The sequence below is a fragment of the Serratia quinivorans genome (assembly GCF_052113645.1).
In the GTDB taxonomy this organism is placed as follows: Bacteria; Pseudomonadota; Gammaproteobacteria; order Enterobacterales; family Enterobacteriaceae; genus Serratia; species Serratia quinivorans_B.
In genome coordinates this window covers 59,251-75,891 of the sequence record NZ_JBIEIU010000003.1, presented here as the reverse complement: position 1 = coordinate 75,891, position 16,641 = coordinate 59,251, and the positions used below count along the sequence as shown (strand labels likewise).

Annotated in this window: 17 protein-coding genes; 8 read left to right on the top strand and 9 right to left on the bottom strand. The window is 56.6% G+C overall.

Going from position 1 to position 16,641, the window contains the following annotated elements; all coding sequences use genetic code 11:
- Positions 1 to 10: 10 nt before the first annotated feature.
- Positions 11 to 1,435 carry a replicative DNA helicase gene (gene dnaB / locus ACGS9J_RS07700; protein WP_442230370.1) on the bottom strand — a complete coding sequence of 475 codons (1,425 nt, stop codon included), beginning with the start codon at positions 1,433 to 1,435 and terminating at the stop codon, positions 11 to 13.
- A 180-nt stretch (positions 1,436 to 1,615) separates the two neighbouring features.
- Between dnaB and ACGS9J_RS07695 the strand changes: the two genes are divergently transcribed.
- Together ACGS9J_RS07695 and ACGS9J_RS07690 are read left to right on the top strand one after the other, a co-directional pair.
- Positions 1,616 to 2,605, top strand: coding sequence for a quinone oxidoreductase (locus ACGS9J_RS07695; protein WP_442230369.1), 990 nt, complete (start codon positions 1,616 to 1,618; stop codon positions 2,603 to 2,605).
- Positions 2,606 to 2,724: 119 nt separating this feature from the next.
- Positions 2,725 to 3,156 carry a lysozyme inhibitor LprI family protein gene (locus tag ACGS9J_RS07690; RefSeq protein WP_442230368.1) on the top strand — a complete coding sequence of 144 codons (432 nt, stop codon included), beginning with the start codon at positions 2,725 to 2,727 and terminating at the stop codon, positions 3,154 to 3,156.
- A 312-nt stretch (positions 3,157 to 3,468) separates the two neighbouring features.
- On the opposite strand, the gene pspG is transcribed toward ACGS9J_RS07690, so the two are convergent.
- Positions 3,469 to 3,687, bottom strand: coding sequence for an envelope stress response protein PspG (gene pspG, locus ACGS9J_RS07685; protein WP_442230367.1), 219 nt, complete (start codon positions 3,685 to 3,687; stop codon positions 3,469 to 3,471).
- Positions 3,688 to 3,846: 159 nt separating this feature from the next.
- Positions 3,847 to 4,857 carry a tRNA dihydrouridine(20/20a) synthase DusA gene (gene dusA, locus ACGS9J_RS07680; protein ID WP_442230366.1) on the bottom strand — a complete coding sequence of 337 codons (1,011 nt, stop codon included), beginning with the start codon at positions 4,855 to 4,857 and terminating at the stop codon, positions 3,847 to 3,849.
- 204 nt (positions 4,858 to 5,061) lie between these two features.
- Between dusA and ACGS9J_RS07675 the strand changes: the two genes are divergently transcribed.
- The 4 genes from ACGS9J_RS07675 (at position 5,062) to zur (ending at position 7,580) form a co-directional block, all read left to right on the top strand.
- A complete protein-coding gene (locus ACGS9J_RS07675; RefSeq protein WP_442230365.1) occupies positions 5,062 to 5,595 on the top strand; it encodes a tetratricopeptide repeat protein in 534 nt (177 codons plus the stop codon).
- Between the two features lie 42 nt (positions 5,596 to 5,637).
- Complete coding sequence (locus ACGS9J_RS07670) at positions 5,638 to 6,126, top strand: RNA polymerase sigma factor (RefSeq protein ID WP_442230619.1); 489 nt, start codon at positions 5,638 to 5,640, stop codon at positions 6,124 to 6,126.
- On the top strand, positions 6,123 to 6,881 hold the full coding sequence (locus ACGS9J_RS07665; RefSeq protein WP_442230364.1) for an anti-sigma factor family protein: 759 nt from the start codon (positions 6,123 to 6,125) through the stop codon (positions 6,879 to 6,881). Before ACGS9J_RS07670 ends, ACGS9J_RS07665 begins: the two co-directional genes overlap by 4 nt.
- Before the next feature lie 186 nt (positions 6,882 to 7,067).
- Positions 7,068 to 7,580, top strand: coding sequence for a zinc uptake transcriptional repressor Zur (gene zur, locus ACGS9J_RS07660; RefSeq protein ID WP_041415728.1), 513 nt, complete (start codon positions 7,068 to 7,070; stop codon positions 7,578 to 7,580).
- A gap of 108 nt (positions 7,581 to 7,688) precedes the next feature.
- On the opposite strand, the gene ACGS9J_RS07655 is transcribed toward zur, so the two are convergent.
- The 4 genes from ACGS9J_RS07655 to ACGS9J_RS07640 all read right to left on the bottom strand — a co-directional run bounded on the left by ACGS9J_RS07655 (position 7,689) and on the right by ACGS9J_RS07640 (position 10,750).
- Positions 7,689 to 7,898 carry a CsbD family protein gene (locus ACGS9J_RS07655; RefSeq protein ID WP_442230363.1) on the bottom strand — a complete coding sequence of 70 codons (210 nt, stop codon included), beginning with the start codon at positions 7,896 to 7,898 and terminating at the stop codon, positions 7,689 to 7,691.
- 299 nt (positions 7,899 to 8,197) lie between these two features.
- Complete coding sequence (dinF, locus tag ACGS9J_RS07650) at positions 8,198 to 9,550, bottom strand: MATE family efflux transporter DinF (protein ID WP_442230362.1); 1,353 nt, start codon at positions 9,548 to 9,550, stop codon at positions 8,198 to 8,200.
- Positions 9,551 to 9,651: 101 nt separating this feature from the next.
- On the bottom strand, positions 9,652 to 10,260 hold the full coding sequence (lexA, locus tag ACGS9J_RS07645; RefSeq protein WP_037416119.1) for a transcriptional repressor LexA: 609 nt from the start codon (positions 10,258 to 10,260) through the stop codon (positions 9,652 to 9,654).
- Positions 10,261 to 10,381: 121 nt separating this feature from the next.
- Positions 10,382 to 10,750, bottom strand: coding sequence for a diacylglycerol kinase (locus tag ACGS9J_RS07640; RefSeq protein ID WP_442230361.1), 369 nt, complete (start codon positions 10,748 to 10,750; stop codon positions 10,382 to 10,384).
- Positions 10,751 to 10,899: 149 nt separating this feature from the next.
- On the opposite strand from ACGS9J_RS07640, the gene plsB reads away from it, so the two are divergent.
- Positions 10,900 to 13,365 (top strand): glycerol-3-phosphate 1-O-acyltransferase PlsB, encoded by a 2,466-nt coding sequence (gene plsB / locus ACGS9J_RS07635; RefSeq protein ID WP_442230360.1) that lies wholly within the window; start codon positions 10,900 to 10,902, stop codon positions 13,363 to 13,365.
- A 59-nt stretch (positions 13,366 to 13,424) separates the two neighbouring features.
- Here the strand turns inward: plsB and ubiA are convergent, their stop codons facing one another.
- Both ubiA and ubiC read right to left on the bottom strand, forming a co-directional pair.
- The gene (gene ubiA / locus ACGS9J_RS07630) at positions 13,425 to 14,318 is read right to left on the bottom strand and encodes a 4-hydroxybenzoate octaprenyltransferase (protein WP_442230359.1); all 894 of its coding nucleotides are present in this window, start codon (positions 14,316 to 14,318) and stop codon (positions 13,425 to 13,427) included.
- A complete protein-coding gene (gene ubiC, locus ACGS9J_RS07625) occupies positions 14,315 to 14,839 on the bottom strand; it encodes a chorismate lyase (RefSeq protein ID WP_442230358.1) in 525 nt (174 codons plus the stop codon). The genes ubiA and ubiC overlap by 4 nt, the downstream gene beginning before the upstream one ends.
- 397 nt (positions 14,840 to 15,236) lie before the next feature.
- Between ubiC and ACGS9J_RS07620 the strand changes: the two genes are divergently transcribed.
- On the top strand, positions 15,237 to 16,619 hold the full coding sequence (locus tag ACGS9J_RS07620) for an MFS transporter (RefSeq protein ID WP_442230357.1): 1,383 nt from the start codon (positions 15,237 to 15,239) through the stop codon (positions 16,617 to 16,619).
- The last annotated feature ends 22 nt before the right edge of the window (positions 16,620 to 16,641 follow it).

Here is a 16,641-nt window from a genome sequence, read left to right as displayed (position 1 = left end):
CCTTAGCTGATTATTCGTCATCATATTGTGGCCCCGCGTAGTTATCGAAGCGCGACCACTGGCCGTTAAAGGTAAGGCGCACGGAACCGATCGGGCCGTTACGCTGCTTACCCAGAATAATTTCGGCAATCCCTTTCAGATCGCTGTTCTCGTGATAAACCTCATCACGGTAGATGAACATAATCAGGTCGGCGTCCTGCTCGATGGAGCCAGACTCACGCAGGTCGGAGTTGACCGGGCGCTTGTCGGCGCGCTGCTCCAGGCTTCGGTTCAACTGCGACAGCGCCACGACCGGCACCTGCAGCTCTTTCGCCAACGCCTTCAGCGAGCGGGAAATTTCGGCGATCTCCAGCGTACGGTTGTCGGACAAGGACGGCACGCGCATAAGCTGAAGGTAGTCGATCATGATCAGGCTAAGGCCGTCATGCTCGCGGAAAATACGGCGCGCGCGGGAGCGCACTTCGGTTGGCGTCAGGCCGGAGGAGTCATCAATGTACATATTGCGCTTCTCCAGCAGGATGCCCATGGTGCTGGAAATGCGCGCCCAGTCCTCGTCATCGAGCTGACCGGTACGGATACGCGTCTGATCCACGCGTGACAGCGACGCCAGCATACGCATCATGATCTGGTTGCCTGGCATCTCGAGGCTGAAGATCAGCACCGGTTTTTCCTGCGTCATCGCGGCGTGTTCGCACAGGTTCATGGCGAAGGTGGTTTTCCCCATCGAAGGACGGGCGGCGACGATGATCAGATCCGATTTTTGCAAACCGGCGGTTTTCTTATTGAGATCCTGATAGCCGGTATCCACCCCGGTCACGCCATCATGCGGCTGCTGATACAGTTGCTCGATACGCGCAACTGTATCTTCCAGGATACGCTCAATACCTTTCGGACCTTCATCTTTACTGGCGCGGTTTTCCGCGATCTGGAACACCCGCGATTCGGCCAGATCGAGCAGATCTTCGCTGCTGCGCCCTTGCGGATCATAACCGGCGTCGGCGATCTCGTTAGCGACCGAGATCATCTCACGTACTACCGCACGTTCACGCACGATGTCAGCATAAGCGCCGATGTTGGCCGCACTTGGGGTGTTTTTCGATAATTCAGCCAGGTAGGCAAAGCCGCCGACAGAGTCCAGTTCACCCCGCTGTTCCAGCGATTCGGACAGGGTGATCAGATCGATAGGCCGGCTCATTTCCAGCAGGCGCTGCATCTCGGTAAAGATCAGGCGGTGCGGACGGCTGAAGAAATCGTTGGCGACTACGCGTTCCGCCACGTTGTCCCAGCGTTCGTTATCCAGCATCAAACCGCCCAACACTGACTGTTCAGCCTCCAGCGAATGTGGCGGCATCTTCAGCCCTTCCATCTGGCGATCTCGAGGACGTTCTCTGGCTTCGTCTGCGTTTGTTTTGTTGGTTGGTTTTTTTCCTGCCATGAAGCGTATTCTTTATCCGGTTGCGAATGAAGGATCCTGACGCGAGAGTATACGTGATTTTTATCTGTGATTCCTGCGGCATAACCGATGCAAAAAAGGTATCAATCCGCGCGAGGACAAACTGGATCGTCAATACTAAAACGCGTAGGGTGAAATCAGACACCCACACGAGGTAATGAAATGGCCAAGCGCATTCAATTCTCCGCCACCGGCGGCCCTGAAGTGTTGCAATACGTTGATTTTACACCCGTAGATCCGGCAGCCGGTGAGGTGCAGATCGAGAACAAGGCGATCGGCATCAACTATATCGACACCTATGTACGCAGCGGTTTATACCCGCCCGCCAGCCTGCCAAGCGGGTTAGGCACCGAAGCGGCCGGCGTGGTTATCAAAGTCGGCGCCGGTGTCAGCGCACTGAAACCGGGTGACCGGGTGGTTTACGCTCAGTCGACGCTCGGCGCCTACAGCGAAGTGCACAACGTGGCAGTGGAAAAGGTGGCACTCCTGCCGCACAACCTGAGCTTTGAGCAAGGGGCCGCCTCTTTCCTGAAGGGGCTGACGGTGCATTATCTGCTGCGACAAACCCATGAAGTGCAGCCGGGCGAAGTGTTCCTGTTCCATGCCGCCGCGGGCGGCGTCGGGCTGATTGCCTGCCAGTGGGCCAAAGCGCTCGGAGCGAGGTTAATCGGCAGCGTCGGTTCCGACGAAAAGGCCGCGCTGGCGAAACGCGCCGGCGCCTGGGCCACCATTAATTACCATAAGGAAGATATCGCCCAACGCGTTGCCGAACTGACGCAAGGCGAGAAAGTCGGTGTGGTGTATGACTCGGTGGGCCAAAGCACCTGGCAAGCCTCACTCAATAGCCTGAAAAGACGTGGCTTGATGGTGAGCTTCGGCAATGCCTCCGGCCCGGTCACCGGTGTCGATCTGGCCCTGCTCAACCAGAAAGGCTCGCTGTACGTCACCCGTCCTTCCCTCAACGGTTACATTACCACCCGTGCGGAACTGCAATTCGCCAGCAATGAACTGTTTTCATTGATCGGCAGCGGAGCCATCAAGGTCGACGTGAAAGAAGAGCAAAAATTTGCTCTGGCTGATGCACAACGCGCACATCAGGTGTTGGAAAGCCGTAACACCAGCGGCTCGAGCCTGCTGATCCCCGGCCGCTGAGTTCAGGCAGAAATATCGGTAAACTTTGGTAGAAAATGCGGTGCTGCATCGTCAAAATGCGACCAATGGAATATGATCTTCCGGCAATTAATGTTGATCTATAAGGATATATCGCTGAAATGAAACTAAAAATGCTTGTTGCAGCACTGGTTTTCACTGCGGCTCCTGCGCTGGTCAGTACAGCGCAGGCCGCTCCCCAGGAAACAGAGCAAAGCGCGTTGATGAAATACCCTTACTCCGCCACCTATACGCAATGTATGGCTAAACAGGGTGGCAGTACGCCGGGCGCCTCTGCCTGTATTGAAGCAGAATTCAATCTTTGGGATGCTCGCCTGAACAAGTCCTACAAAGAGGCTCTCAAGTTCAAAGCGGCACCGAAAGCCTGGCGTGAAGCACAGCGTAACTGGCTGAAGTATAAAGACAGCCAATGTATGGCGTTAGTCGCAGCGCCGCATGGTTCCGGCGATGCGCTGGATTCCGCTTCATGCGATCTGAACATGACCATTGAACGCACGCTGCAGCTTGAAAGTGATAACTGGCCGGCATCTTAAGATTGCTGGTTATCGATAGCAAAAAGGGCTCCGTAAGGAGCCCTTTTTGTTACTGCGTTTGTAGGGGTAGAGCAGAGTCCGCCAGAGACAGTGGGTTGCTTGAGCAACGCTCGTATTGGGTATTATTGTCTCTTGCGGTGATGAAATCGGTCGCATCGCTGCATCGGCAAGTATCCTAACAGCCCCAAGGCGCAAAAAAAATGGCTAATGCGCGGCGTTGACAGTTAAAGCGCCAAGCTGTGATCGCCGCCGCATTAAGTCTGTATCTGTTACGCAGTTTTCAGCGTGACCGACTGATTGTTCGACAAAAAATCAGTAGCGGCGGATTTGCGGCTTTTGCATCGAACGGTAAATCCAAACGCCGACCACCGCCAGAATCAGCCAGGGTAACAGTTTTATCACCATCGCAAACAGCCCACCGATCAGCATGAACGCCGCGGCCACCAGCAACGCCGCCAACACCCCCAGCAACGAAATCCCAGTCACCATCAACATGACGACAAAACCGACCAGAAAGAAGAGTTCCAACATGATTTTGCTCCTTCGCAAAACAAAGTATCTGCTGGGGTATTACAAGAAGCGTGCCAAAACGGTGGGAAAGCCAAGTGATTGAAATTGAAAAAAAGGCATGCCGCATCACGCAACATGCCTGGTCAAAAACACTAACTGTTAGTCAGATTTTTCTGTCGATTACGCCATCTCGGTGCGCGGTAAACGCACCAAATCCAGCGCCTGCTCAACCACGCGCGCATCGGCCCCTGGCTTGTGAGCATTTTCGCTCAGATGGCGGCGCCACTGGCGTGCACCCGGCACGCCCTGGAACAGCCCGAGGATATGACGGGTAATATGGCCCAAATAGGTGCCATTCGACAGCTCGCGTTCAATATACGGATACAGCGATTCGATAATCGCCACGCTGTCCCTGACTTCGGTCTGACAGCCAAACAATTCGCTGTCAACCTGCGCCAGAATGCCCGGGTTCTGATAGGCTTCGCGCCCCATCATCACGCCATCCAGGTGCTGCAGGTGCTGTTTCGCTTCTTCCAGCGTTTTCACCCCGCCGTTAATCGCCAGAGTGAGCGTCGGGAAATCGCGTTTTAACTGGTACACGCGCGGATAATCCAACGGCGGCACTTCGCGGTTCTCTTTCGGGCTCAGGCCTGACAGCCACGCCTTGCGCGCATGAATAGTGAACATGTCGCATTCGCCGCGCCCGGCAACGGTGGCGATAAAATCGCACAGAAATTCGTAGCTGTCCTGATCGTCAATACCGATGCGGGTTTTCACCGTCACCGGGATCGACACCACGTCGCGCATCGCCTTGATGCAGTCGGCAACCAACGTGGCCTGCCCCATCAGGCAAGCGCCGAACATGCCGTTCTGCACCCGATCGGACGGGCAACCAACGTTGAGGTTAATCTCGTCATAACCGCGCTGCTCGGCCAGCTTGGCACAGTGCGCCAGCGCAGCCGGATCGCTGCCGCCCAATTGCAGCGCCACCGGATGCTCTTCTTCACTGTAAGCCAGGTAGTCGCCCTTGCCGTGGATAATCGCGCCGGTGGTCACCATCTCGGTGTACAGCAAGGTTTCCTTGGTCAGCAGGCGGTGAAAGTAACGGCAATGACGATCGGTCCAGTCGAGCATCGGCGCGATGGAAAAACGATTGGCGGCGTATTTTGGGGCGTTATTGTCTGTCGTCATGCTGGGCTACTGGCTACCTGATTCTGTCTGGGATTCAACGAACGGCATGCTGCCGCAAACGGCTATTATAACGGCAATCGCGCCGTTGGGAAAACCGCCGTGTCGCCAGATAAAAAAGAACCGGTAAAAACGAATAAAAAGACCGGGTCAGGTGTTCTCTCAACAGGGGTGCAGCTCAGTCCCCTTCCCTATGAGGAAACAACCATGAACAGTTACGTCAAACGCCTGCTGTTGCCCGTCATCGCGAGTTCTCTGCTGTTTTCCGCTGCGGCTCTGGCGATGGGCGGCGATGGCAGCGGCCAGACCACGCCAACCTGCCCCAAAGGCCAGATATACGATACGAAAACCAAAACCTGCATGGTGGATAAAAGCAGCATGATCAACGATAACGATCGCACAAACTATGCCTATGCACTGGCGAAAAGCGGCCGCTATCAGGAAGCGCTGGATGTGCTGAATACCCTGAAAGATCCCAACACTGCCGTGGCGCTGAATTACCGGGGTTACGCTACCCGCAAACTCGGCCGTACCGATGAAGGGATCGGCTACTATTTAAAATCAGTGGCGCTCGATCCGAAATACCCGAAAGTCCGCGAATACCTGGGTGAGGCCTATATGATCAAAGGCCGTCAGGACTTGGCGCAAGAGCAGCTTAAGGTGATCCAGTCACTGTGCGGTACCGGTTGTGAAGAATACCGCGATCTGGCGGCGGCCATCGATCATCACCCTGAGTCCTAAAGTCCGGAGGCACACATCAGTAGCGACGCGATCCGCAACGAAATCGGCCAATATCTTTCCCGCCTGTGGCGCTATGGCCTGGTGCTTTCCCACCGGCGGGATATCGCCGACGATTTAGTGCAAGCCACCTGCGTGCGGGCTCTGGAGCGCGCCGCACAGTTTGCCGTGGGAACACGTCTGGACCGCTGGTTGTTTTCGATTCTTCACTCTATCTGGTTGAACGAGGTGCGTTCCCAGCATATTCGCCAGGGACAGGGCTTTGTCGATGTCGATGAACTGGCCGGAGCGGAAAACGGCGAGCAGCCGATCTGGGCCAATGAGGTGATGCGGCGGGTTAACCAACTGCCCGAGGCGCAGCGCAATACGCTGTTTCTGGTGTACGTGGAAGAGCTTTCTTACCGGGAAGCCGCGGACGTGCTGGGCGTGCCCATTGGCACCATCATGAGCCGTCTGGCGGCAGCACGTCTGCGATTGGCGAACGACAGCGTGCTGCAAACCAACGCCCCGCAGGTAAAAGGAGAACAATCATGAGCTCAGCCTACGCAACGGATGAACTGCTGGTCGCCTATCTGGACAATCAACTGGATCCACAACAACGCCACCGGCTGGAACAGCGCCTGGCCGGCGAGCCGGCATTGGCGGAACGTTTGTCGTTGCTGGAACGCAGCAGCTTGCCCTTCAAACAAGCCTTCGCGCCGTTGCTTGACGAAGCACCGCTGCAAAGCTTGCAGGCCGCATGGCCACCGGCCCCCTCTGCGCCACGGCATGGCGTCAGCCGCCGCAGCCTGATTGCCGCCGCCGTAGGTTTCCTGGCGCTCGGCATCGCAGGCGATCGCGCCTATTTACAACTCAGCCAACCGGAGGACAACTGGCGCGGTCTGGTGGCTCAGTATATGGCGCTGTACACACCGGAAACGCTGGCGGGTTCTGACGACTCTGCGGTGCAAATCGCCGGCCAATTGCAGCACACCGGCGATCGGCTGGGCATCGCCCTCTCGCTACCAAAACTTGTGTTGAACGGTGCCAAACTGAAAAATGCCCGGGTGCTGGCTTATGACGATCGACGTATTGCTCAATTGACCTGGCTGGATGCGCAGTACGGTGCATTGGCACTGTGTATTGTTCAGCAACCGGGCAAGTCACAGCCTGCCGATAGCGAGCGCCGCCAAGGGATGAACGTGGTCTATTGGTCCGATGGCAGCCACGGTTTTATGCTGATTGGCCATAATCCGGCGGAGGAAATGACCCGGTTAGCGACCCAATTGCAACACTCGTTGTCCTCCTAAAGGCTCGTGCTCACGAAAGGCCCCTCGTGAGCGGTACGGAAAACCGTGAATATCATCACATTCCTGGCTAACCGCAGGCGGTGAACCGGACGTTTAATGCGCCATATTAGAGGAAAAGGGGCCGACTCTCGGCGATTTGGCTGAAGCATGGTAAAATCGGCTTTTTTACGTACCGGGAAATTTGCCATGAACTCAAGCACCCAGGAAAAGCTGCTGGCGCAGGCTGAACAACTTTGTCAGCAACGCAATGTGCGACTGACACCGCAGCGGCTGGAAGTGTTACGCCTGATGGCACAGCAGCCCGGTGCCATCAGCGCTTACGATCTGCTGGATCTGTTACGCGTCGCTGAACCGCAGGCCAAGCCGCCAACGGTTTATCGCGCATTGGATTTCCTGTTGGAACAAGGCTTCATTCATCGCGTGGAATCGGCGAACAGCTATGTGCTGTGCCACCACTTCGAACAACCGATGCATACTTCGGCGCTGTTCATATGCGATCGCTGCGGTCAGGTGACCGAACGCACGACGGAAGGGATCGAAGAGACGCTGCAAAAATTGGCTAAAGAGTCGGGCTTTGCCCTGCGCCACAGCGTAGTCGAAGCGCATGGCCTGTGTGAGGGGTGCGTAGAAGTAGAAGCCTGCGACAGCAAGCATGACTGCGGCGAACACGATCACAGCATCGCCATCAAGAAGAAATAAAGTGGGTTATCAGGTACTTCCCTGTACCTGCGGCCGTAGCGTCAAGGGGATGAAAACGCCAGGCTTTCAAGCGTAGTTTATGGCCGCAATCCGCTGCGGCCCATCGCACTACCAGCGATATTTGTTGTGGTCTTCCCAGGATTTCACTTCTTTCTCGGCCGCCTCTTTCTGGTAGCCGTAGCGTTCCTGAATTTTACCGACAAGCTGTTCGCGTTTCCCTTCAATGACCGCCAAATCGTCATCGGTCAGCTTGCCCCATTTTTCCTTCACTTTCCCTTTAAACTGCTTCCAGTTACCGTCGGCTTGATCTTTATTCATAACCTCTCCGTTACCTGTGATTAGTCAGTTTTAAAAGCTTGTCGCTGGGCTTAACTGAGTAATAATCATGACCAATAAGGCCTAAAATGAAAGGAGCATTCACTCCAATTCATTCTGCCAACAACAGGATTAATTATAGCAACAGGTCGCGGTAAAAAATAAAAACCCAGAATATAAATTCAACAAACAAGCATTAAACAGTAAAAGCCACGTAATAACAGCAAGTAAGCGGGTCACATTTAGCGCGCCAAAATGTAACTTAATATGAACAAAAACATAAATAAAATTAATGATTAATTCTATTTTAGGGGCGGTGTATCTGCTGCAAACCAGGTACCGCGTAGCCTGTGGTGGTGCCAAACCCATCCGAGCGCAAGGCCACGCAGCGAAAGGAACACCGCCAGCGCCAGCCATAGACCATGGTTGCCCAATATCGGCACGGTAAACAACGTCAGCCCATAACCGGCCGCCGCGACGGCCATACTGTTACGCATTTCTGCACCGCGGGTGGCCCCCACAAACATACCGTCCAGCAAATAACACCACACGCCCACCAACGGCAGCACCACCTGCCACGGCAAATAATGGCCTGCCAGAGCGCGCAGTTCCGGTAACGAGGTCAAGGCTGCAATAATTTGCTGCCCGGCAACGGCATAGACCAGCCCGAAGGCCAACGCCACCAGGCAGGCTTGCCGACAAGCCGCACGCCACACCTTACGCAGTTGGCTATCGTCACGGGCACCATAGGCATGGCCGGAATGCGCTTCCACCGCGTAGGCGAAACCGTCGAGCGCGTAGGCGGTGAAGGTCAGCAAATTCATCAGCACCGCATTCACCGCCACCACCTCACCGCCAAGCCGGGCACCGAAGATGGTCAAAGAGGCGAAACACAGCTGCAGTAACAGTGAACGCAGCATAATGTCGCGGTTCAATGCCAGCAAACGCCGCAGATTACCGCGCCAGGCAACACGCAGCATCGGCATGGAAATGCCACGCAGGCGCATAACGCGCCAGGATAACCATAATCCCAACAACAGCGTGGCATACTCAGAAATGGCCGTCGCCGTCGCCGCGCCCTGCACATTCCAGCCCAATCCCATCACCAGCCAAACATCCAGCACGATATTCAACAGGTTGCCGACAATCAGCAGGATCACCGGCGCGCGTACGTATTGCACGCCCAGCAGCCAGCCCAAAATCACCATATTCGCCAGAGCCGCCGGCGCGCTTAGCCAGCGAATTTCCAGGAACAAGCGCGCCTGCTCCAGCACCGCGCCGTCGCCGCCCACGATCCGCAGCGCCAGATCGATCAGCGGATGACGCAGCAACACAATGGCCACGCCGGCCAACACGGCCAGCAGCAGCGGCTGCATAAAGGCGCGCGCCAACCCCTGCGGATTTTGTGCGCCCAGCGCCTGTGCCGTCAGCCCGGTAGTGCTCATGCGCAGAAACAACAGCAGCATAAACAGGAAGCTGGTCGCCATGGCTCCCACCGCCACACCGCCCAGATAGACCGGGCTGTCCAGGTGACCAATCACGGCGGTATCCACCAGTCCCAGCAGCGGCACGGTAATATTGGAGAAGATCATAGGCAGCGCAAGACGCCACAGGGCTTTATCGGTATCGCTGGTGAAGGCGGAAAGCAGGCGCATAGTGAAATGTTCCCGTGGCAATGCGGTTTTAATCAGTCAGAAATGACATCGCCCCAGAGCTGGGGCGATTTAAATCAAAGGGCGACGTGCAGACGTAAGGGTTAAACCCAGTCGCCGTTGCGGATCACGCCGACCGCCAGGCCTTCAATGGTGAAATTCTGCTGACGCAGATCAACCACAATCGGCTGGAATTCGCTGTTTTCCGGCAGCAGCTCAACCACGTTACCGTGTTTTTTCAAGCGCTTGACCGTAACTTCATCTTCGATACGCGCCACAACCACCTGGCCGTTACGCACGTCCTGGGTTTTATGCACCGCCAGCAGGTCGCCGTCGAGAATGCCGATATCACGCATCGACATGCCATTGACCCGCAGCAGGAAATCCGCGCTCGGTTTGAACAGGGAAGGATCCACTTTGTAGTGACCTTCGATATGCTGCTGCGCCAGCAGCGGCTCACCGGCGGCCACGCGGCCAATCAGCGGTAAACCCTCTTCATCTTCCATCAACAACCGAATACCGCGCGAAGCGCCGGAGACGATTTCGATGACGCCTTTACGCGCCAGCGCTTTCAGGTGTTCTTCTGCGGCATTTGGCGAACGGAACCCCAGACGCATAGCGATTTCGGCACGCGTTGGCGGCATGCCAGTGGACGAAATATGATCGCGAATCAGATCATAGACCTCTTGCTGTCTGGTAGTTAGTGCTTTCATTCCGCCCCCTGTTTGTTTATACAGTCTTGCTGTGAGTATATACAGGTAAGTGCGGCTTGGGAACCGAAGAATGAATAAAAATCAGGGATTAGCGACCCGGATCGCAACCAGGTAGCTCCGCTCAGACAAAGTGCTGCCACAGCACCGAACCCCAGACAAACATCGCCAAAATAACCGCCAGCAATACCGCCGCCGACCCCATATCCTTTGCCCGGCCGGACAGCTCGTGATACTCGGTGCCCACCCGGTCGACAATCGCTTCAATCGCGCTGTTCAGCATCTCGACAATCATCACCAACAGCACCGATCCGATCAGCAAAATGCGCGCTATCGCACCCACGTCCAACCAAATCGCCAGTATGATAGCCAGCACGGTCACCACCAATTCCTGGCGGAACGCCGCTTCGTGCTGCCAGGCGGCGGAAAAGCCTTTATAAGAGTAGCCGGCGGCTTTAATAATACGGGTCAGGCCGGTCGCTTGGTTTGTCATGTTTTTTAGTGCCTTTCACAGAGGTAAGTCATAATTAAACAGTCTAGGCCAGGAAACGTTCCCGGCTCTCGGTTTTCCAACACCACAGATCTGCTACCCGGTTTCTGGTATGCTTGCGGCGCATTGCTAACAAGAGGCTTCACGTTGTTATGTCAGGTTGGCGTAAAATTTATTATAAACTATTGAATTTACCACTCAAATTGTTGGTAAGAAGTAAGGTTATCCCTTCAGATCCGGTCACGGAGTTAGGGTTGGATCCCTCACGGCCGATTTTGTATGTTTTACCTTATAATTCCAAGGCGGATTTACTGACGCTGCGCACCCAGTGCCTGGCGCAGGATTTGCCCGATCCTCTCAATCCGCTGGAAATAGACGGCACCGTGCTGCCAAGCCACGTGTTTATTCACGATGGCCCGCGCGTATTCCGCTACTACACGCCGAAAGAAGAGTCGGTAAAACTGTTCCACGACTATCTGGATCTGCACCGCAGCAATCCGGATCTCGACATTCAGATGCTGCCGGTTTCGGTGATGTTTGGCCGCTCTCCTGGGCGCGAAGGCCATGGTACACCGCATCTGCGCCTGCTGAACGGCGTCCAGAAATTCTTCGCCGTGCTGTGGCTCGGCCGCGATAGCTTTGTGCGCTTCTCCAATACCGTTTCGCTGCGCCGCATGGCGACCGAGCACGGCACGGACAAAATCATCGCGCAAAAGCTGGCCCGCGTTGCCCGGATGCACTTCTCGCGTCAGCGTCTGGCTGCCGTAGGCCCAAGCCTGCCGGCCCGTCAGGACCTGTTCAACAAGCTGTTGGCGTCCAAGGCGATCGAGAAAGCGGTCGAAGATGAAGCGCGCAGCAAGAAAATCTCCCACGAAAAAGCCCAGCAAAACGCCATTGCGCTGATGGAAGAGATCGCCGCCGACTTCTCTTACGAGACGGTGCGTCTTTCCGACCGCGTGTTGAGCTGGACCTGGAACCGGTTATATCAAGGCATCAACGTCACCAACGCCGAACGTGTGCGTCAGCTGGCGCAGGACGGCCACGAGATCGTTTATGTGCCCTGCCACCGCAGCCACATGGACTACCTGCTGTTGTCCTACGTGCTGTATCACCAGGGCCTGGTGCCGCCGCACATTGCCGCCGGCATCAACCTGAACTTCTGGCCGGCCGGGCCGATCTTCCGCCGTTTGGGCGCGTTCTTTATTCGCCGAACCTTCAAAGGCAACAAGCTCTACTCGACGGTGTTCCGTGAATACCTCGGCGAGCTGTTTACCCGCGGTTACTCGGTGGAATACTTTGTCGAAGGCGGACGTTCCCGCACCGGGCGCCTGTTGGAGCCGAAAACCGGCACTCTGTCGATGACCATCCAGGCGATGCTGCGCGGCGGGACTCGCCCTATCACGCTGGTGCCGATCTACATCGGTTACGAGCACGTGATGGAAGTGGGCACCTACGCCAAAGAGCTGCGTGGCGCGACCAAGGAAAAAGAGAGCCTGCTGCAGATGCTGCGCGGCTTGCGCAAGCTGCGTAATCTCGGCCAGGGCTACGTCAACTTCGGTGATCCACTGCCGTTGACCACCTACCTGAACCAGAATGTGCCGCAGTGGCGCGAATCGATTGACCCGATCGAATCCCAGCGCCCAAGCTGGCTGACGCCGACGGTCAACGATCTGGCGGCCAAGATTATGGTACGCATCAACAATGCTGCCGCCGCCAACGCCATGAACCTGTGTTCCACGGCGCTGCTGGCCTCACGCCAGCGCTCGCTGACCCGTGAGCAGTTGCTCGAGCAGTTGGAATGCTACCTGCAATTGATGCGTAACGTGCCGTATGCCGGTGACGTCACCGTGCCGAACCAGACGCCGGATGAGCTGCTGGATCACGCGTTGAACATGAACAAGTTCGAGGTGGAGAAGGATAACATCGGCGATATCATCATCCTGCCGCGCGAGCAGGCGGTGCTGATGACCTATTACCGCAACAATATCCATCATCTGCTGGTGCTGCCGTCACTGATCGCCACCATCGTGATGCACCATCGCCGGGTATCGCGCGCCGAACTGCTGCGACAGATTGGCCTGATTTACCCGATGCTGAAGGCCGAGCTGTTCCTGCACAACAACAAGGAACAACTGCCGGAAGTGCTGCAACCGCTGATCGAAGAAATGATCCGCCAGCAGTTGATCTGCGACAAGGGTGACGATCTGGTGTTGAACCCGGCACGCATCCGTCCGCTGCAGCTGCTGGCCGCCGGCGTCCGTGAAACCTTGCAGCGCTACGCCATCACCATGTCTATCCTCAGCGCCAACCCGAGTATCAACCGTGGTGCGCTGGAGAAAGAGAGCCGTATCATGGCCCAGCGTTTATCGGTACTGCACGGCATCAACGCACCGGAGTTCTTCGACAAGGCGGTGTTCTCCACCCTAGTGGCGACGCTGCGTGAAGAAGGCTACATCAACGATATCGGCGATGCGGTCCGTGAGCACACCATGGAGGTGTACAACATGCTGAGCGACTTGATTACACCGGAAATCAAACTGACCATTGAAAGCGTCAGCATGCCGGCGGAAACCAATGCCCTGCCGGAAACGGCCGCAGTGGAAGTGAAAGAAGATTAATTCACTGATACTAAAACGAAAAGGCACCCCAGGGTGCCTTTTTTACTGCCTGAAAACGGTCAGCTCTGCCAGTAACTCAGCGCAATACCGATAAACAGCACCAAACCGACGTAGTTGTTATCCAGGAACGCCTTGAAACAGGCATCGCGTTCACGGTCGGCAATCTGCTTTTGTTGATGGATAAACAAGGCACCCGCCAACAGCAGCGACCAATAAAACGCCCCGCTCAACTGCGCCAGATAACCCACCCACATCATCAACAACAGCGTGGCGAACTGCAGCAGGCCGACGATCAGCTTGTCGTAACGGCCAAACAAAATGGCGGTGGATTTCACGCCAATCTTCAGGTCATCGTCACGATCGACCATGGCATACAGCGTATCGTAAGCCACCGTCCAGCAGATATTGGCCAGCAGCAACAGCCAGCAACTCAGCGGCAGTGATTCGCTGACGGCGGCATAGGCCATTGGAATGCCCCAGCCAAAGGCCGCGCCCAACACGAACTGCGGCAAATGAGTCACCCGTTTCATAAACGGATAGGCCCATGCCAGCGCCAGCGCCGCCAAAGACAGCCCAATGGTCATCGCATTCAGCGTCAGCACCAACGCGAACGAAATCAGCACCAGCACCACAAACAGGATCTTGGCCTCTTTCTCGCTCACCCGGCCACTGGGCATTGGGCGCCCGGCGGTACGCTTCACATGGCCGTCGACGGCACGATCGGCGTAATCATTCACCACGCAACCGGCAGCGCGCATCAGGAAAACGCCCACCACGAACACCAGCAGGACAGACAGCGACGGCACGCCCTTGCCCGCCAGCCACAGCGCCCACAGCGTCGGCCACAGCAGCAGCAAGGTGCCGATCGGTTTATCGATGCGCATCAGATGGCTATAAGCCTGCCATTTACTTTGAATCACGCTTCCCTCCAAGGTATTTCCTCTCCTCATCATTCGGGGTCAGTATTGCCCGCAGCGTACAGTGGCGAAGCCGGTAGAAACAGTTCGGTCAGCAACAGCGGTTTACCCGCCAGTCGCAGGCGGGAACGGCGCGCCCACAGCGCGTCCTGTCGGCCAATGTGAATGTAATCGCGGGTCAGTTCGTCACTGCTAAAAAGATAGCGCCCCAGCGGTAGCGTGCCCAAATCCACCAGCGCCAGATCCGGCCCGGTCAGAGTTTCCTGCGGGATCACCGTGCGGCCCAGTAGCCAGGGTTGGTTATCGCCCAACAGCACGATTTCACGCAGCCAGTAACGCGGGCTGTCAGGCAGATGTTCAGCTTCTTCACCCAGTTGATCGCGGGTCACGAAACATTCACGCTGCGGCTCAACGTGCACGCGTCCACAGTGACGTTCAAAACGACGGGTCATGGAACCTAACTCCATTAGCCAATCGCTGACGGCGGCAGGTACTGGAGGTTGTTGCGCAGATAACCACTCCAGCGGCGGCAGGATGGAATCCTTATTGCCAGACATTGTTCTACTCCATGCCTGACGCCACGCCCTGCGGCCGCGCCAGACCAAACAAACTGTTAACAGGCGCCTATTGTAACGCAGAAATTCAAAAGCGGCAGGCTGATTCGTGGCGTAGCCCCCAGCAAAATCCCTCCTGAAAAAGCGCCGCAATGTCATCTTTCTGCCATCTGTTTTCTTTACCTTCATTCACCGGAGCGAAGGGGATTCTGTGATCGTCTGCAAACTTTCACCTCTGCAGCATTGTTTTATCTACGCGCGTAGATACCCTTGTATTGCAGCGTTGATTCGCCATCAGTCCGACACTTTGTCAGCAAACTTTCTTGCCGACACCAGGGAAACCATCTTTACCGCGATCACGCTATAGGTGTGACGCAGACGAAAAGAGGATATCAATGCCATGAGCGAAACAACGCTTGCAACTCCACCCGCCGCCGACGAGACGCTGGCGGCCGACGAACGCTTGACCACCAAAGAAGGGCGCGGCCAATTCTGGCGCGCCACTTTTTCCTGCTGGCTCGGCACCGCCATGGAATATGTCGATTTCGCCCTGTATGGCCTGGCGGCCGGTATGGTGTTCGGCGACGTGTTCTTCCCCGAAGCCACTCCGATAGTGGCACTGCTGGCCAGCTTCGCCACATATTCGGTCGGTTTTGTCGCCCGCCCTATCGGCGCGTTGGTGTTCGGCTGGATTGGCGATCGCAAAGGCCGCCGCGTGGTGCTGCTCACCACGGTAGCGCTGATGGGCGTCTCTACCACGTTGATCGGGCTGATCCCTTCCTATGCGCAAATTGGCGTTTGGGCCCCCACCTGCCTGGTGATCCTGCGTTTCGCACAGGGTTTCGGGGCCGGGGCGGAGCTTTCCGGCGGCGCGGTGATGCTGGCGGAATACGCACCGGCCAAACGACGTGGTCTGGTCGCCTCGATCATCGCTATCGGCTCTAACAGCGGCACTCTGCTGGCCTCGCTGGTGTGGTTGTTGGTGTTGCAGTTGGACAAGGCGGATCTGATCGCCTGGGGCTGGCGCATCCCGTTCCTCGCCAGCATCCTGATTGCCGCTGGGGCACTGTACCTGCGCCGCCACGTGCGCGAAACGCCGGTGTTTGAACGCGAACTGCAGCAAAACCGCCAGCGGATGCTGGACAACACCCCCAGCGCGCCCGATAACCGCAGCTATCTGCAACGCACCAAAGCCTTCTGGATCATGCTAGGCCTGCGTATTGGCGAAAACGGCCCCTCTTATCTGTGTCAGGGCTTTATCGTCGGTTACGTCGCCAAGGTGCTGATGGTGGATAAGTCGGTGCCCGCACTGGCGGTGATGATCGCCTCACTGTGCGGTTTCCTGGTGATCCCCCTCGCTGGCTGGCTTTCCGATCGCTTCGGCCGCCGCATCACTTACCGCTGGTTCTGCCTGTTGCTGGTGCTGTACGCCTTCCCGGCATTCTGGCTGCTCGACAGTCGCGAACCGGCAACCGTCATTTCGGTGATTGTGGTCGGTATGTGCATCGCCTCGCTGGGTATTTTTGGCGTGCAGGCGGCCTACGGCGTGGAGCTGTTCGGCGTCAAAAACCGTTACTCGAAAATGGCGTTCGCCAAGGAGCTGGGGTCGATCCTCTCCGGCGGCACCGCACCGCTGATCGCCACCGCGTTATTGTCCGGCTTCGGTCACTGGTGGCCTGTCGCCTGCTATTTTGTTGTAATGGCGGCCATTGGCTTAATCACCACCTTCTTTGCACCGGAAACACGCGGCCGCGATCTTAACCTGCCGCAGGACGCGGTGTAATCAGGGCGTACAGGAACCCAAC

Coding starts and splice junctions, on each gene's coding strand:
- dnaB (WP_442230370.1), bottom strand. CDS start 1,435: ATGGCAGGAAAAAAACCAACCAACAAAACAAACGCAGACGAAGCCAGA.
- ACGS9J_RS07695 (WP_442230369.1), top strand. CDS start 1,616: ATGGCCAAGCGCATTCAATTCTCCGCCACCGGCGGCCCTGAAGTGTTG.
- ACGS9J_RS07690 (WP_442230368.1), top strand. CDS start 2,725: ATGAAACTAAAAATGCTTGTTGCAGCACTGGTTTTCACTGCGGCTCCT.
- pspG (WP_442230367.1), bottom strand. CDS start 3,687: ATGTTGGAACTCTTCTTTCTGGTCGGTTTTGTCGTCATGTTGATGGTG.
- dusA (WP_442230366.1), bottom strand. CDS start 4,857: ATGACGACAGACAATAACGCCCCAAAATACGCCGCCAATCGTTTTTCC.
- ACGS9J_RS07675 (WP_442230365.1), top strand. CDS start 5,062: ATGAACAGTTACGTCAAACGCCTGCTGTTGCCCGTCATCGCGAGTTCT.
- ACGS9J_RS07665 (WP_442230364.1), top strand. CDS start 6,123: ATGAGCTCAGCCTACGCAACGGATGAACTGCTGGTCGCCTATCTGGAC.
- zur (WP_041415728.1), top strand. CDS start 7,068: ATGAACTCAAGCACCCAGGAAAAGCTGCTGGCGCAGGCTGAACAACTT.
- ACGS9J_RS07655 (WP_442230363.1), bottom strand. CDS start 7,898: ATGAATAAAGATCAAGCCGACGGTAACTGGAAGCAGTTTAAAGGGAAA.
- dinF (WP_442230362.1), bottom strand. CDS start 9,550: ATGCGCCTGCTTTCCGCCTTCACCAGCGATACCGATAAAGCCCTGTGG.
- lexA (WP_037416119.1), bottom strand. CDS start 10,260: ATGAAAGCACTAACTACCAGACAGCAAGAGGTCTATGATCTGATTCGC.
- ACGS9J_RS07640 (WP_442230361.1), bottom strand. CDS start 10,750: ATGACAAACCAAGCGACCGGCCTGACCCGTATTATTAAAGCCGCCGGC.
- plsB (WP_442230360.1), top strand. CDS start 10,900: ATGTCAGGTTGGCGTAAAATTTATTATAAACTATTGAATTTACCACTC.
- ubiA (WP_442230359.1), bottom strand. CDS start 14,318: ATGATGAGGAGAGGAAATACCTTGGAGGGAAGCGTGATTCAAAGTAAA.
- ubiC (WP_442230358.1), bottom strand. CDS start 14,839: ATGTCTGGCAATAAGGATTCCATCCTGCCGCCGCTGGAGTGGTTATCT.
- ACGS9J_RS07620 (WP_442230357.1), top strand. CDS start 15,237: ATGAGCGAAACAACGCTTGCAACTCCACCCGCCGCCGACGAGACGCTG.